Annotated in this window: 10 protein-coding genes and 1 tRNA gene; 8 read left to right on the top strand and 3 right to left on the bottom strand. The window is 69.4% G+C overall.

Features of this window, described 5'->3' with window-relative positions; genetic code table 11:
* The first annotated feature begins 8 nt into the window (after nucleotides 1-8).
* Complete coding sequence (locus tag BLU08_RS00655) at nucleotides 9-932, top strand: acyl-CoA thioesterase II (RefSeq protein WP_090194035.1); 924 nt, start codon at nucleotides 9-11, stop codon at nucleotides 930-932.
* A gap of 112 nt (nucleotides 933-1,044) precedes the next feature.
* On the opposite strand, the gene BLU08_RS00650 is transcribed toward BLU08_RS00655, so the two are convergent.
* Nucleotides 1,045-1,860: a universal stress protein gene (locus BLU08_RS00650; RefSeq protein WP_090194033.1), complete on the bottom strand. Its 816-nt coding sequence runs from the start codon at nucleotides 1,858-1,860 to the stop codon at nucleotides 1,045-1,047.
* 171 nt (nucleotides 1,861-2,031) lie between these two features.
* Between BLU08_RS00650 and BLU08_RS00645 the strand changes: the two genes are divergently transcribed.
* Nucleotides 2,032-3,570, top strand: coding sequence for a carotenoid oxygenase family protein (locus tag BLU08_RS00645; RefSeq protein WP_090194031.1), 1,539 nt, complete (start codon nucleotides 2,032-2,034; stop codon nucleotides 3,568-3,570).
* Here the strand turns inward: BLU08_RS00645 and uvrC are convergent.
* Nucleotides 3,567-5,543, bottom strand: a complete 1,977-nt coding sequence (uvrC, locus tag BLU08_RS00640; RefSeq protein ID WP_090194029.1) for an excinuclease ABC subunit UvrC — start codon at nucleotides 5,541-5,543, stop codon at nucleotides 3,567-3,569. The genes BLU08_RS00645 and uvrC overlap by 4 nt on opposite strands.
* A gap of 172 nt (nucleotides 5,544-5,715) precedes the next feature.
* Between uvrC and BLU08_RS00635 the strand changes: the two genes are divergently transcribed.
* On the top strand, nucleotides 5,716-6,885 hold the full coding sequence (locus tag BLU08_RS00635; protein WP_090194027.1) for an NAD(P)/FAD-dependent oxidoreductase: 1,170 nt from the start codon (nucleotides 5,716-5,718) through the stop codon (nucleotides 6,883-6,885).
* A gap of 31 nt (nucleotides 6,886-6,916) precedes the next feature.
* Here BLU08_RS00635 and BLU08_RS00630 read toward each other — a convergent pair whose 3' ends face one another.
* Nucleotides 6,917-10,093, bottom strand: a complete 3,177-nt coding sequence (locus tag BLU08_RS00630) for a hypothetical protein (RefSeq protein ID WP_090194025.1) — start codon at nucleotides 10,091-10,093, stop codon at nucleotides 6,917-6,919.
* 222 nt (nucleotides 10,094-10,315) lie between these two features.
* Here BLU08_RS00630 and infA point away from each other — a divergent pair, with 222 nt between their 5' ends.
* The 5 genes from infA (at nucleotide 10,316) to BLU08_RS00605 (ending at nucleotide 12,532) form a co-directional block, all read left to right on the top strand.
* A complete protein-coding gene (gene infA / locus BLU08_RS00625) occupies nucleotides 10,316-10,561 on the top strand; it encodes a translation initiation factor IF-1 (protein ID WP_007163491.1) in 246 nt (81 codons plus the stop codon).
* A 17-nt stretch (nucleotides 10,562-10,578) separates the two neighbouring features.
* Nucleotides 10,579-11,151: a nucleoside triphosphate pyrophosphatase gene (locus BLU08_RS00620; RefSeq protein WP_090194023.1), complete on the top strand. Its 573-nt coding sequence runs from the start codon at nucleotides 10,579-10,581 to the stop codon at nucleotides 11,149-11,151.
* Entirely contained in the window at nucleotides 11,144-12,163 is a 1,020-nt protein-coding gene (locus tag BLU08_RS00615; protein ID WP_090194021.1) for a ribonuclease, read from the top strand. The genes BLU08_RS00620 and BLU08_RS00615 overlap by 8 nt, the downstream gene beginning before the upstream one ends.
* The gene (locus BLU08_RS00610; RefSeq protein WP_090194019.1) at nucleotides 12,160-12,348 is read left to right on the top strand and encodes a DNA gyrase inhibitor YacG; all 189 of its coding nucleotides are present in this window, start codon (nucleotides 12,160-12,162) and stop codon (nucleotides 12,346-12,348) included. The genes BLU08_RS00615 and BLU08_RS00610 overlap by 4 nt, the downstream gene beginning before the upstream one ends.
* Before the next feature lie 108 nt (nucleotides 12,349-12,456).
* A tRNA-Phe gene (locus BLU08_RS00605) sits at nucleotides 12,457-12,532 on the top strand.

Genomic DNA, 12,532 nt, shown 5'->3' with positions numbered 1-12,532 from the left:
CGCGCGCCATGAACGACACGCCCGATCCGCAAGCCCCCTCTCCCGAACAGCTCGTCGCGGGCCTCGTCCGGCTGCTCCGCGTCGAGAAACGCGCCGCCGATGTCTGGCTCGGCTCCGCCCAGAAGGGCGGCGTGGGCCGCGTGTTCGGCGGGCAGGTGCTGGCGCAGGCGCTGATGGCGGCGCAGGCGAGCGTGCCCGCGGGCAAGGTCGCCCATTCGCTCCACGCCTATTTCCTGCGCGGCGGGCGCGAGGGAAGCCCGATCGAATACCGCATCGCGCGCGATTTCGACGGGAGGAGCTTCGCCAACCGGCGCGTCGTCGCGGCGCAGGAAAACGAAGACGGATCGTGCACCCCGATCCTCAACCTCACCGCGAGCTTCCAGACGCCCGAGGACGGCCTCGAACACTGCGACGCGCCGATGCCGGACGTGGCCGGGCCGGAAGAACTGAAATCCGACGTCGAGACGCGCCGCGAACTCGCCGAAGCGATGGGGGACAGGCTCGACGAGGCGCAGCGCGCGGTCATGCTGCGCCCCCGCCCGATCGAGATGCGGACCCTCGACCAGCTCCACTGGATGAGCCGCGAGCCGAGGGAGCCGCGCGCCCATACCTGGTTCCGCACCGTCGCGCCGCTGCCCGACGAACCGCTGCTGCACCGCGCGGTCATCACCTATGCAAGCGACTACACGCTTTTGGGCACCAGCGCGCTGCCGCATGGCCTGTCATGGATGCGGAACGAACTGGTCGGCGCGAGCCTCGACCACGCGATCTGGTTTCACCGCGAAGCGAGGGCGGACGAATGGCTGCTCTACGCGACCGACGCGCCGTGGTCGGGCGGCGGGCGCGGCTTCAACCGCGGGCGCATCTTCGACCGCGCGGGCAACCTGGTGGCGTCCGTCGCGCAGGAAGGAATGATGCGCAAGCGGCGCTGACCGGGGCGCGCCAACGGTCGCCGGAGAGCTGGAGGCAACCAGGCCCTCCTGCTCCTTCCAGCCAAGGCGGCGGAAGACCCGGTGACGCGATCGGCAGCGGCCTTCGCGCCCGTCAGTGCGCCATGAACATCGGCATCTGCGGGTCCGAAAGGCTCCGCCGCGTAACCCCGCCGAACAGCATTTCGGCCAGCCGCGAATGGCCGTAGGCGCCCATCACCATGAACCCGCATTCGCGCATCTGGGCGGCCGAAAAGAGCGTGTCGGAGATCGATGCCTCGCCGCGCGGGATCTCGACGAACTCGCTCGAAATGCCGTGACGGCTGAGGTATTTCGCGGCCTCGCTCGGGGGGAAGTCGAAGCGGGCGCGCTCGCGCTCCTCGGCGACGCTGGCGAGGTAGACCTTGCCCGCGTGTTTCAGCAGCGGCACCGCCGCGCGCAGGGCGACGCAGGCTTCGGACGAACCGTTCCACGCGATCATCACGTCCTTCGAAAGGTCGAGCGACGTGGTCGCCTTTGGCACGACCAGCACCGGGGCCGGCGCCTTGAGCACCAGTTCGCCGACCATGGCCGACGGCCCGCGCCCTTCCTCGCCGACATCGTTCGGCCCGACGAGGATGATGTCGTGCAACGCCGACTGTTCGAGCAGGCGCGTGTCGGCCATGCCGTACATGAAGCGCCATTCGAAGGAGACGCCCTCGTTCTCGAGGTCCTTCTCGATCTCGCGGCGCAGTTCCTCCGCCGCCTCCTTGATCCGCGGCATCGCGGCGGCGAGCGCGGAGCCGTAGAAATCGCCCGGCGCGAAGACCTCGTAGCTGACCGCCTGCAGGCAGGTGATGTGTGCATCGCAGGTGCGGGCGATGTCGAGCGCGACCTGCATCCGCGCCTCCATGCAGCTGTCGCCTTCGACGTGAAGCAGAATGGATTTCATGAGCCTGTCTCCCTCCAGATGCCCGTCCCGATGACCGGCTTTTGCCGCCGGCAAGGCATTGCTGCCTTGACGAAGATCAAATTTCGCCGCCGGTCGGCGCTTTCCAACACGCCTCGCCCCCGCTTGCAACCCGGCACGCGGCCGCTAGGCTCGCGCGCGAGGAGAGCGCGCATGGAGATCACCCGGCTTGAGCCCGTCATTACCAGCCTGAAACCGTCGAACCACCCCTATCTCTCCGGCCCGTGGACGCCCTGCCACGAGGAGGTCGATGTCCCCGAACTGGAGGTGATCGAAGGCGCCATTCCCAAGGATATCGACGGCATCTACCTGCGAAACACCGAAAACCCCGTGCACCAGCCGCTCGGGCGGCATCATCCCTTCGACGGGGACGCGATGATCCATGCGGTGAACATTTCGGGTGGCCGGGCAAGCTATCGCAACCGCTTCGTGCGGACCCACTGCTTCGAGGCGGAACAGCTCGCGGGGCAGTCGCTCTGGGGCGGGCTGATGGACCCGCCGGGCACGTCGAAACGGCCCGGCTTCGGCGCGCACGGGGGGCTGAAGGACACCGGCTCGACCGACATTATCGTCCATGCCGGGATCGCCTATGCGACCTTCTACCAGTGCGGCGAGGCGTGGATGGTGGACCCCGTCACGCTCGAAACGCTTGGCAAGGCGCCGTGGGCGCCCTTGGACGGCGTCTCCGCCCATCCCAAGGTGGACGAGGAGACGGGCGAACTGATGTTCTTCAATTATGGCAAGCACGCGCCCTTCATGCATTACGGCGTGATCGACCGGGACGGGCGGCTTGCCCATTACGTGCCGATCCCGCTGCCGGGACCGCGCCTGCCGCATGATATGGCGATCACGAAAAACTGGTCGATCCTCAATGACATGCCGCTGTTCTGGGACGAAAAGCTGCTCGAACGCGGCATCCACGCCGCGCGGCTGCACGAAGGCGTCCCGACCCGCTTCGCACTGATCCCGCGGCACGGGGGACCGGAGGAAATCCGCTGGTTCGAAGCCGCGCCAACCTATGTCCTGCACTGGACCAATGCCTACGAGGACGGCGAGGAGATCGTGCTCGAAGGCTATTTCCAGGACCGGCCCATGCCCGACCCGCTCGAGGAAGCGGGCGAATACAGCCACATGATGGCCTATGTCGACGAACACTCGTTCCAGAGCCGCCTTCACCGCTGGCGCTTCGACCTCGCCACGGGCGAATGCCGGGAAGAGCGCCTGTCGGAGCGGATCGTCGAATTCGGCATGATCAACCCGGCCTTCGCCATGAAGAAGAGCCGCCATGTCTGGTCGACCACGACGAGGCCGGGCTGGTTCCTGTTCGACGGCTTCGTCTGCCACGACACCGAGACGGGCGCCGAGGAGGTCTTCAGGCTGCCCGAAGGCGTCTATGCGAGCGAGGCCCCGGTGGTGCCGAAAAAGGTCCCCGCCTCTGACAGCGAAGCGGCAGGCGAAAGGGACTTCTCAAGCAGCGAAGCGGTAGGCGAAAGGGACGCATGGCTTGTCACCTTCCTGATCGACGAGAACACGGGCACGTCCGAATGCGCGATCCTCGATGCGGGTGACATCGCCAGCGGGCCGGTCTGCCGGCTGGCGCTGCCGCACAAGATTTCGAGCGGGGTCCATTCGACCTGGGTCGAGCACGCGCAGCTGCGCCGCTATGCCGCCCGGCGACGCGCTTCGTCCTAGCCGCCCGCATGGTAGAAATCATAGACCGCGCGGGCGACCTTGTCGCTCACTCCGGGGGCGCGGCGCAGATCCTCGAGGGCGGCGGCGCGCACCTTGCTGGCGGTCCCGAAATGGAGCAGCAGCGCGCGCTTCCTCGCCGGGCCGATGCCGGGGATTTCGTCCAGCGGGCTCGCCGTGATCCCCTTCGACCGCTTCGCGCGGTGCGCGCCGATCACATAGCGGTGGACCTCGTCGCGCAGGCGCTGGGCGTAGAACAGCACCGGCGAATTGGTCGGCAGGGTCTTCTCGCGCCCGTCGGGGAAGTGGAACACCTCGCGCCCCTCGCGCCCGTGATGTGGACCCTTGGCGATGCCGACCACGGGCACGTCCTCGGCCAGGCCGTATTCCTCGAGCACGCTCATGACGCTCGAAAGCTGGCCCTTGCCGCCATCGATCAGGACGAGGTCGGGAAGCACCGCGTGGTGTCCCCTCGCGCCCGGTTCGCCGTTCTCCGCGCCGCCCTCCCCGCCGCCATCGGCGAAGCGGCGGAAGCGGCGGCGCATCACTTCGCGCATCATGCCGAAATCGTCGTTCGACTGCGCCTCGCGGATGTTGAACTTGCGGTATTGCGACTTCTCGAAGCCCTCGGGGCTTGCGACCACCATCGCGCCCACCGCCTTCGCGCCCTGGATGTGGCTGTTGTCGTAGATCTCGATGCGCTGCGGCGGCTCTTCCAGTTCGAGGAATTCGGCGAGCTCGCGGTGGACCCTCGCTTTCGTGCCAGTCTCGGCCAGCCGCCGGTCGAGCGCCTCGACCGCGTTGCGGCTCGCCTGCGCCATCAGCTTGCGCCGGTCGCCGCGCTGGGGGATCGAGAGCGCCACCTTGCGTTCCGCCAGTTCCGACAGCGCCGCCTCGATCAGCGCGCGCTCGGGCAGGTCGCGGTCGACGAGAATGGTCGGCGGCGGCGGGACCTCCTCGTAGAATTGCAGCATCACGTCGGACAGGACCTCGGCCTCGTCGATCTCCTTCGTGTGGCGCGGGAAGAAGGCACGGTGGCCCCAGTTCTGCCCGCCGCGGATGAAGAAGGCCTGGACGCAGATCTGCCCTCCCTTGGCCGCCAATGCAAAGACATCGGCATCGCCCACCGCCTTGGCGTTGATCGCCTGGCTGCCCTGGATGAAGGTCGCCGCGCGCAGCCGGTCGCGCAGGATCGCGGCGGTCTCGAAGTCGAGGTCCTCGGCCGCCTTCGCCATCTGCCGTTCGAGATCGGCCTGCACCGCGCCCGATTTGCCCGCGAGGAAATCCTTCGCCTGCCGCACGAGGCCTGCGTAATCCTCTTCCGAAATGCGGCCGACGCAGGGGGCCGAACAGCGCTTGATCTGGTAGAGCAGGCAGGGCCGGTCGCGATTGTTGAAGAAGCTGTCGGTGCAGCTTCGCAGCAGGAACAGTTTCTGCAGCGCGTTCAGCGTCGTGTTGACGCTGCCCGCACTGGCGAAGGGGCCGTAATAATTGCCCTTGGCCCGGCGCGCGCCGCGATGCTTGTGGATGCGCGGGAATTCGTGATCGGCCCGCAGCAGGATGAAGGGAAAGCTCTTGTCGTCGCGCAGCAGCACGTTGAAGGGCGGGCGGAACCGCTTGATGAGCTGCGCCTCGAGCAGCAGCGCCTCGGCCTCCGAATTGGTGGTGACGATCTCCATCGAGCGGGTTTGCGAGACCATCCGCTGGAGCCGCCCCGACAGGGCCTTCCACTGGGTGTAGTTGGCGACGCGCGCCTTGAGGCTCCTCGCCTTGCCGACATAGAGCACGTCGCCGCGCGCATCGACCATGCGATAGACCCCGGGAACGGGCCGCAGCACCTTCACCGTTTCGCGGATCGCTGCCACCCCCGCGGCGAGATCGGGCTGGGCGCGCGCGACGGTCGAGGCCGCGCGGCTTTCGTCGAAGCGCCCGGCCCCTCTCGGATCGTGCGGCGTGCCGGCTTCGGTTCGGGACATTGGTGCGAGATAGGGCGCAAGGGCGCGCGATGGAAGATGGGTGCAGCCGGATTGCCACAATGGAAAATCCCCCTGTCGCCCCGTCTCGCCGGCCCGCCCCCGGCGGCGGCTTTCGTTCGCGCGGCCGCGTGATCCTTTGCGCGAACGGGCGAAGCTGCCTATCTCGCGGGCGATGGAACATTACGATGCGATCATCCTGGGCGCGGGCGCAGCCGGCCTGATGTGCGCCGCACGCGCGGGCCAGCGGGGGCTTCGCGTCGCGGTGCTCGAACGGGCCGAGAAGCCGGGCAGGAAGATCCTCATCTCGGGCGGCGGGCGGTGCAATTTCACCAATCTCCACGCGGCTCCGGAAAACTACCTGTCGGCCAATCCGCATTTCGCCAAGAGCGCGCTCGCCCGCTACACGCCGGCCGACTTCATCGAACTGGTCGAAAAGCACGGCATCGCGTGGCATGAAAAGACGCTCGGGCAATTGTTCTGCGATGGCTCGGCCAGGGCGATCGTGGAGATGCTGCTCGCCGAATGTCCCGCCGGCGTCGACGTGATCTGCAACGCCGATGTCGGCGCGGTGGTGAAGGACGGGGAAACCTTCGCCGTTTCCGCCTCCGGCGCCAGCTACGCCGCGCCCGCTCTCGTCATCGCCACCGGCGGCCCGTCGATCCCGAAAATGGGCGCGACCGGCTTCGCCTATGATCTGGCGCGGCAGTTCGGGCTGAAGGTGGTCGAGCCGCGCCCCGCGCTCGTGCCGCTCACGCTGGGCGGCGGGGACGCGCTGTTCCGCGAGCTGTCCGGCGTCTCCGCCCCGGTCCGCGCCCGCGCCGGGGCGGGCAGTTTCGACGAGGCGGCGCTGTTCACGCACAAGGGCCTGTCGGGCCCGGCGATCCTGCAGGTCTCCTCCTACTGGCGCGCGGGCGAGGAGGTCGCGGTGACCTTCGTGCCGCAGGCGGGGCCGGACTGGCTGGTCGAACTGAAGCGCGACCGGCCCCGGGCGAGCCTGCGCGCGGCCCTGCGCGAACACCTGCCCGACCGGCTCGCCGATGCGCTGGCCGATCGGCTCGGCGTGACGCGCGAACTGGGCAACGTGCCCGACAGCGCCCTGCGCGAAGCGGGCGCGCGGCTCGCCGACTGGCGCTTCCGCCCGACCGGGACCGAAGGCTTCGCCAAGGCCGAGGTGACGATCGGCGGCATTTCGACCTCCGAGCTTTCCTCGCGCACGATGGAGGCGAAGCGCGTGCCCGGCCTCTACGCCATCGGCGAGGCGGTGGACGTGACCGGCTGGCTCGGCGGGTACAATTTCCAGTGGGCCTGGGCGAGCGGGGTCGCCTGCGGGGAGAGCTTGTAGCCTTTCCCCCCCAAGAAGGTCGCAAGGGAGGCTAGAACAGCTTGCGGATGTCGATGCCGACGAACAGCCCCGTCGGGTCGATCAGCAGCGGCTGGTAGTTTATCGGGACATTGCCCGCCTCGTCCCTAACCCGGCGCTGCGCGTCGAAGAGGTTGTCGGCCCGCAACGACACGCGGACATTGTCGAGCCATTTCGCCTCGCTCCGCGTCACCTGGTCGAGATTGGCGAAGACGCGCAGGTCGAAGGTCACGATGTCGCCGAAGAACAGGTCCGTGCTTCCCGGCAGGCCCGACCCGTCGAGCCGTGTCCTGCCGGTATAGCGGCCCGACAGGCGCAGACCGAGACCCTGGCCGAAGATCCCCGCCTCCAGCCGCGAGGAATGGCGCGGCAGGCCGAAGGCGTCGGTGGCATCCCCGTCGAGCTGGTCGAGCACGGGGACGCCGGGGGCGATGAGGATCTCGTTCGCAAGCTCGATCGTGTGAGTCAGGTTGGCGAAGTAGAAGAAGCCGCCCGGCCGCCCTCCGCCGCCGAGCGGATTGAAGGCCGGACCGCCCCCGCCGCCCCCGCCACCGTCGCGCCCGTCGCCGCCGTCACCGTCGCGCGCTTCGCCGCCGCTTTGTCCGCCGCGCGCGCTCATCTCGCACATCCGCGTGCGGAAGCGTTCGAGCACCGCGTCGGGAATGGTCCCGTCGGGGCCGCGCGCCCGGTCCAGCCCCGTCTCGATCAGGGCCGGATCGACGCCGGGCAGGAGCGCGGACACGTCCTCGCCCGCCTCGATCCTCGCGATGAGTTCGCGCAGGGCGGCAATGCCCCCCTCGCCGCACAGGCGCGCGCGGAAGGCTTCGTATTCGGGCGTTCGCTCGCCGCCGCCGGGGACGCGGGGAGAGCCGTCCGCGGGCACGGGCGGCCCGGCGCGGCCACCCATCACCGCCGGATCGATAGCGCAGATCCGCTCCCGGAACATGGCGAGGCGGTCCTCGTCGATGGTCCCGTCCGCGCCGCGCGCGCGGGCGACCATCGCCTCGAGCCGGGCGGGATCGAAGCCGGGGATTTCTTCGGACAGGTCCTCGCCCGCATCGACCCGCGCGACGAGGTCGGCGAGCCATTCGGCCCCGTCCTCGGCGCAGAGGCGGTCGCGGAAGGCCATGAACCGCTCGCGCCGGTCCGCCGCGGGAGGCCCGCCGCGCTCCGCCCCGGCCGTGCCCGCCGCCGGAGCGCCGGACGGCCTGCCCATGCGGCCGCCGGCCCGCTCGCCGGCCCCGCCCGGAGGACCGCCGCGCTCCGCCTCGTCCCCGAAGCGCCCGCGCGTGCCCAGCGTGAACTGCAACCGGTCCGATCGCGTCTCGGCAAAGCGCACCGCCCGCCGGTCGACGAAGGTCAGCCGCCCGTCCGCGTCGCGCCCGATCCGGTCCGGGAAAGCCGCCTCGATCGCGGGCGTGACCTGCGGGAAGGCGCTCGTCACGTCATCCGAACGATTGCGGATGTATTCGATGGTGAAGCGCGTGTCGTCCCAGAACGGCAGCTCCCAGTTCGCCTGGAACCGCCAGTCGGTCTGCGTCTCGGCCGGAAGGTCGGGATTGCCGCCGGTCAGGACTTCGGCCAGCACGGTCTCGCCCGCGACAAGATCGAAGACGGGCACGTTGGGCTGGAGCACCTGCGGATCGCCCAGTTGCCGCAGCCCCGGCGCTACCTCGCGGTAGATGTAGGTCGCCGACAGCTCGAACCGGTCGGTCACGCCCCAGTTGAGGCCGACCGAATAATCGCCGAGCGTCCCGAAATCCGACAGGTCGTTGATCCCGGCGTTGAGATTGAGCGTGAAGCTGCCCAGCGCATCGGCGAAACCCCGCCTGCGGCTGGTGATCGGGACGACCAGATTGGCGCCGGTCGAGATGTCGCCGCGGGTGAGGTTCACCGGCAGGTTGCCGCGCGTGTCCGAGGCTTCGACCCGGCTCCAGTCGTAGCCGACATCGAAGGTCGCCATCAGCTCGCCCCCCGGCAGGTCGGCGAGCGGACCGTTCAGCGTGTGCAATGTCGCCGCGTTGATGCCGCGCGTGTTCGCCACATCGAACCCGCCCGCGACCGCGCCCGGCAGCGGGCCATCGAGCGCGAGAGTGCCGGCCAGCGCCTCCGCCTCCAGCGCGGAGGTGTCGAACCGGCGGTCGATCACCTGCTCGAGTTCGGACAGCCCCGCGTCGAAGGTCCCGGTGTACTGGAAGGCGTTGACCTGCTTGTTCAGCGAGCCCGAGGCGTTGAGGACATCCTCCGCCCGGGTCTGGGTCAGCGGGGTCTCCTCGCCGAAGGTGCGGGTCAGGCTGTCGCCGTCCGGCCCTGTCAGCGTGACGAGGTTGAGCCCGTTCAGCGCGCGGCTGTCGTTGCGCTGGTAATTGATGTTCGCAGAAACCGAGGCTCCCTGGTCGATGAAGGCCTTGGCGTAGCTCACATTGGCATCGAAGGAGCGCGTGTCGGCGAGCAGGCTGCGGAATTCGGCCTGGTCGGGATCGCCCGGCAGGTCCGAGGTCGAACCCGGCGTCTGGATGATCCCGCGCTCCGCCTCGGTCAGGAGCGAGCGGTCGTTCGCGGTCAGGTTGACGTTGATCCGCCCCCCGTCGGCGATGCGCAGGTATCCCAGTTCCTGTTCGGTCTGGAAATAGCCGCCCCGGCTCGGGCCTTCGAATTCGAGCTCGACCTCGGCGTTGTCGTAGTTGTCCTTGAGAATGAGGTTGATCACCCGCCGGTCGGGCGGGAAGCCGAAGCGCTGGGCCACTTCCTCGGGGAAGACCTCGACCCGGGCGAGCGCCTCGGGCGGGTATTGCGCGAATTCGCGGAAGGAACCGACGCGGATGCCGTTGACGAGCACGATCGGCCGCTCTCCCCCGCGCCCGCGGGCCGAGCCGGTGCGTGCCTCGATCTGCTGGATGAGGTCGCTGATCGAGGCGACGCCCTCGGCCGCGATCGCCTCTTCGCCGAGTTCGAGCAGCGGCGCCTGTTCGACGTCGAGCTGACCGCGCAGGCGCTGGGCGCGCACGACGATCTCGCCGCCGCTGCCGATCGGGTCGTCCTCGGCTTCCTGCGGAACGGGGGCCTGCGCGCTCTCGTCGCCCTCCTCCGCCTGCTGCGCCGCGGCAGGGAGCGCGCCGAGCGCGAACGCGAGCGCCGAAGAGGCGAGCAGGGCGCGAACGGGAGGGCGCAGGGAGGCGGGGCGGTTCATGCGGGCTCTCTCTTGAGCGGAAGGGGCATCGGAACAAGCGCCCGAATGTAACGCTTTGCATCCGCCCCCGGAAATGGCAGGCGCGCAGGGCGGCAGGCTGCCGGCCCTCCGCGCGGTCGCGTCCCTAACGCACGACCCTTCCCTTTTGTCCCCCGCATCGCTAAATGCCGCGCTCACATCGACGAACGCATTGTGCGTCGCAACACGGATGCAAGGAAATTCATGGCGAAAGAAGAACTCCTCGAAATGCGCGGGCGTGTGGTCGAACTGCTGCCCAATGCGATGTTCCGGGTGGAGCTTGAAAACGGCCATGAAGTCCTTGGGCACACGGCGGGCAAGATGCGGAAGAACCGCATCCGGGTGCTGGTCGGCGACGAGGTGCTGTGCGAACTGACGCCCTACGATCTCACCAAGGCGCGGATCACCTATCGCTTCATGCCGGGCCGCGGCGGTCCCGGCCCGCAGTAAACCGCGCGGCCCCGCTGATGGGCGCGCTTCACCTGACCCTCGCATCGGCCTCCCCCCGGCGGCGCGAACTGCTCGCGCGGCTCGGGATCGAGCCCGATGCGGTGCGACCTGCCGACATCGACGAGACCCCGCTCAAGGGCGAACTGCCCCGCGCCCATGCCCTGCGGATGGGGCGGGAAAAGGCGCTGGCGGTGGAGGCGCCCGGCTTCGTGCTGGCAGGCGACACGGTGGTGGCCGCCGGGCGCCGCATCCTGCCCAAGACCGAACGCCGCGAGGATGCGGAAGCCTGCCTCAACCTGCTTTCGGGCCGTCGCCACACCGTGCTTTCCAGCGTCGTCCTGCGCGCGCCCGACGGCTCGCTGCGCGAACGGCTGAGCGAGAACACGGTGCGGTTCAAGCCGCTTTCGGCCGAGGAGATCGCGGCCTATCTTGCGGCCGGGGAATGGAACGGCAAGGCCGGGGGCTACGCGATCCAGGGCGCGGCGGAAGGGCTGATCCAGTGGATCCGGGGGAGCCATTCCTCGGTCATGGGCCTGCCGCTCTACGAGACCCGGGCGCTGCTGAAGGCGGCGGGATTCGGCATTGCCTGAGCCCGGGGCGGATCTCGCGCCGAGCTGGCTGGTCGATCGCGGCATCGGGGAAACCCGCGCGCTGCTGGTGGGCCGGGGGGGCGGGGTCATCGCGGCCAGGCTGTCATGGCCGGGCGAACTGCGGGCGGGCCAGGCCGCGCTTGCGACGCTGACTGCGAAACGGGCGGGCGCGCGGCGCGGTGTCGCGGTGCTGGAAACCGGCGGCGAAGTGCTCGTCGATCACCTGCCTCCCGCTGCAACCGAAGGCGCGAGGATCGGCATCACGATCACCCGCGCGCCGATGGCCGAGCGCGGCCGGCTGAAACGCGCCCAGGCGCGCTGCACGGCGGTGGGCAGCACGCTCGCCGACACGTCTGCCGGGACCGCGACGGAGCGTTTCGGCGAGGACCCCTTCGCGCTCGGCGCGACCGCCCGCCGGTTCCCCGCAAGCGACTGGGACGACGTCTGGCACGCCGCGTCATCGGGCAGCATCGCCTTTGCCGGGGGCGAGGTGCTGTTTTCGGTCACGCCGGCCATGACCGTGATCGACATCGACGGGGACGTACCCCCGCGCGAGCTTGCGCTGCGCGCGATCCCGGCGATCGCGCGGGGCCTGCGCTGGTTCGATCTGGGCGGCAATATCGGAATCGACTTCCCGACGATCGAGGCAAGGGCCGACCGCCGCGCGGTCGACGAGGCGCTGGGCGAAGCGCTCGCGGGCTGGCCGCACGAACGGACCGCGATGAACGGCTTCGGCTTCGTGCAGGTGGTGGCGCGGTTGGAAGGGCCTTCCCTGCTCCACCGCTTCGCCACGTCGCGCACCGGGATGTGCGCGCGTCATGCCCTGTTCGTTGCCGGGCGGGCGCCGGGCACGGGGCGGGTTCTCGAACTGCGGGTCCACCCCGCGCTAAAGGCGAAGCTGAAGCCCGGATGGCTGGACGAACTCGCCCGCCGGACGGGGCGCGAGGTGCGGCTGGAAACCGATCCGGGTCTTGCGCTCGAAGCCGCCAGCGCACAGATCGTGACCGCATGACCCGAACCGCCCACCGCCCCTGCCCGATCTGCAAGAAGCCGCGCACGGCCGAATTCTCCCCCTTCTGTTCGCAGCGCTGCAAGGACCGCGACCTCGCCCGCTGGTTCGGCGACGGCTACGCCGTACCCGGCCGCCCGGCCAGCCCCGAGGAGCTCGCGCAGTCCGACTGGGACGAGCAGGACTGAGGCATCGCCGGGGGCAGAAATACCCCTTGCCAAGCCGGTCCCCTTGTCCCATAGGCCCGCTCTCGTTCGCTCGCCGGCATGATCCGTCATGTCGCCGCGGAGTAGGAAGCCCAAGTAGCTCAGTTGGTAGAGCATACGACTGAAAATCGTAGTGTCGGTGGTTCGATTCCGCCCTTGGGCACCA

Source organism: Erythrobacter sp. HL-111 (assembly GCF_900105095.1).
In the GTDB taxonomy this organism is placed as follows: Bacteria; Pseudomonadota; Alphaproteobacteria; order Sphingomonadales; family Sphingomonadaceae; genus Erythrobacter.
The sequence above is the reverse complement of the archived record's forward strand: the minus strand, read 5'-3'. Positions and strand labels throughout refer to the sequence as shown.

What these genes read in the sequence shown, in the direction of transcription:
- BLU08_RS00635 (WP_090194027.1), top strand. Translation starts at nt 5,716, where the DNA reads ATGGAACATTACGATGCGATCATCCTGGGCGCGGGCGCAGCCGGCCTG.
- BLU08_RS00645 (WP_090194031.1), top strand. Translation starts at nt 2,032, where the DNA reads ATGGAGATCACCCGGCTTGAGCCCGTCATTACCAGCCTGAAACCGTCG.
- BLU08_RS00655 (WP_090194035.1), top strand. Translation starts at nt 9, where the DNA reads ATGAACGACACGCCCGATCCGCAAGCCCCCTCTCCCGAACAGCTCGTC.
- BLU08_RS00630 (WP_090194025.1), bottom strand. Translation starts at nt 10,093, where the DNA reads ATGAACCGCCCCGCCTCCCTGCGCCCTCCCGTTCGCGCCCTGCTCGCC.
- uvrC (WP_090194029.1), bottom strand. Translation starts at nt 5,543, where the DNA reads ATGTCCCGAACCGAAGCCGGCACGCCGCACGATCCGAGAGGGGCCGGG.
- BLU08_RS00610 (WP_090194019.1), top strand. Translation starts at nt 12,160, where the DNA reads ATGACCCGAACCGCCCACCGCCCCTGCCCGATCTGCAAGAAGCCGCGC.
- BLU08_RS00650 (WP_090194033.1), bottom strand. Translation starts at nt 1,860, where the DNA reads ATGAAATCCATTCTGCTTCACGTCGAAGGCGACAGCTGCATGGAGGCG.
- BLU08_RS00620 (WP_090194023.1), top strand. Translation starts at nt 10,579, where the DNA reads ATGGGCGCGCTTCACCTGACCCTCGCATCGGCCTCCCCCCGGCGGCGC.
- infA (WP_007163491.1), top strand. Translation starts at nt 10,316, where the DNA reads ATGGCGAAAGAAGAACTCCTCGAAATGCGCGGGCGTGTGGTCGAACTG.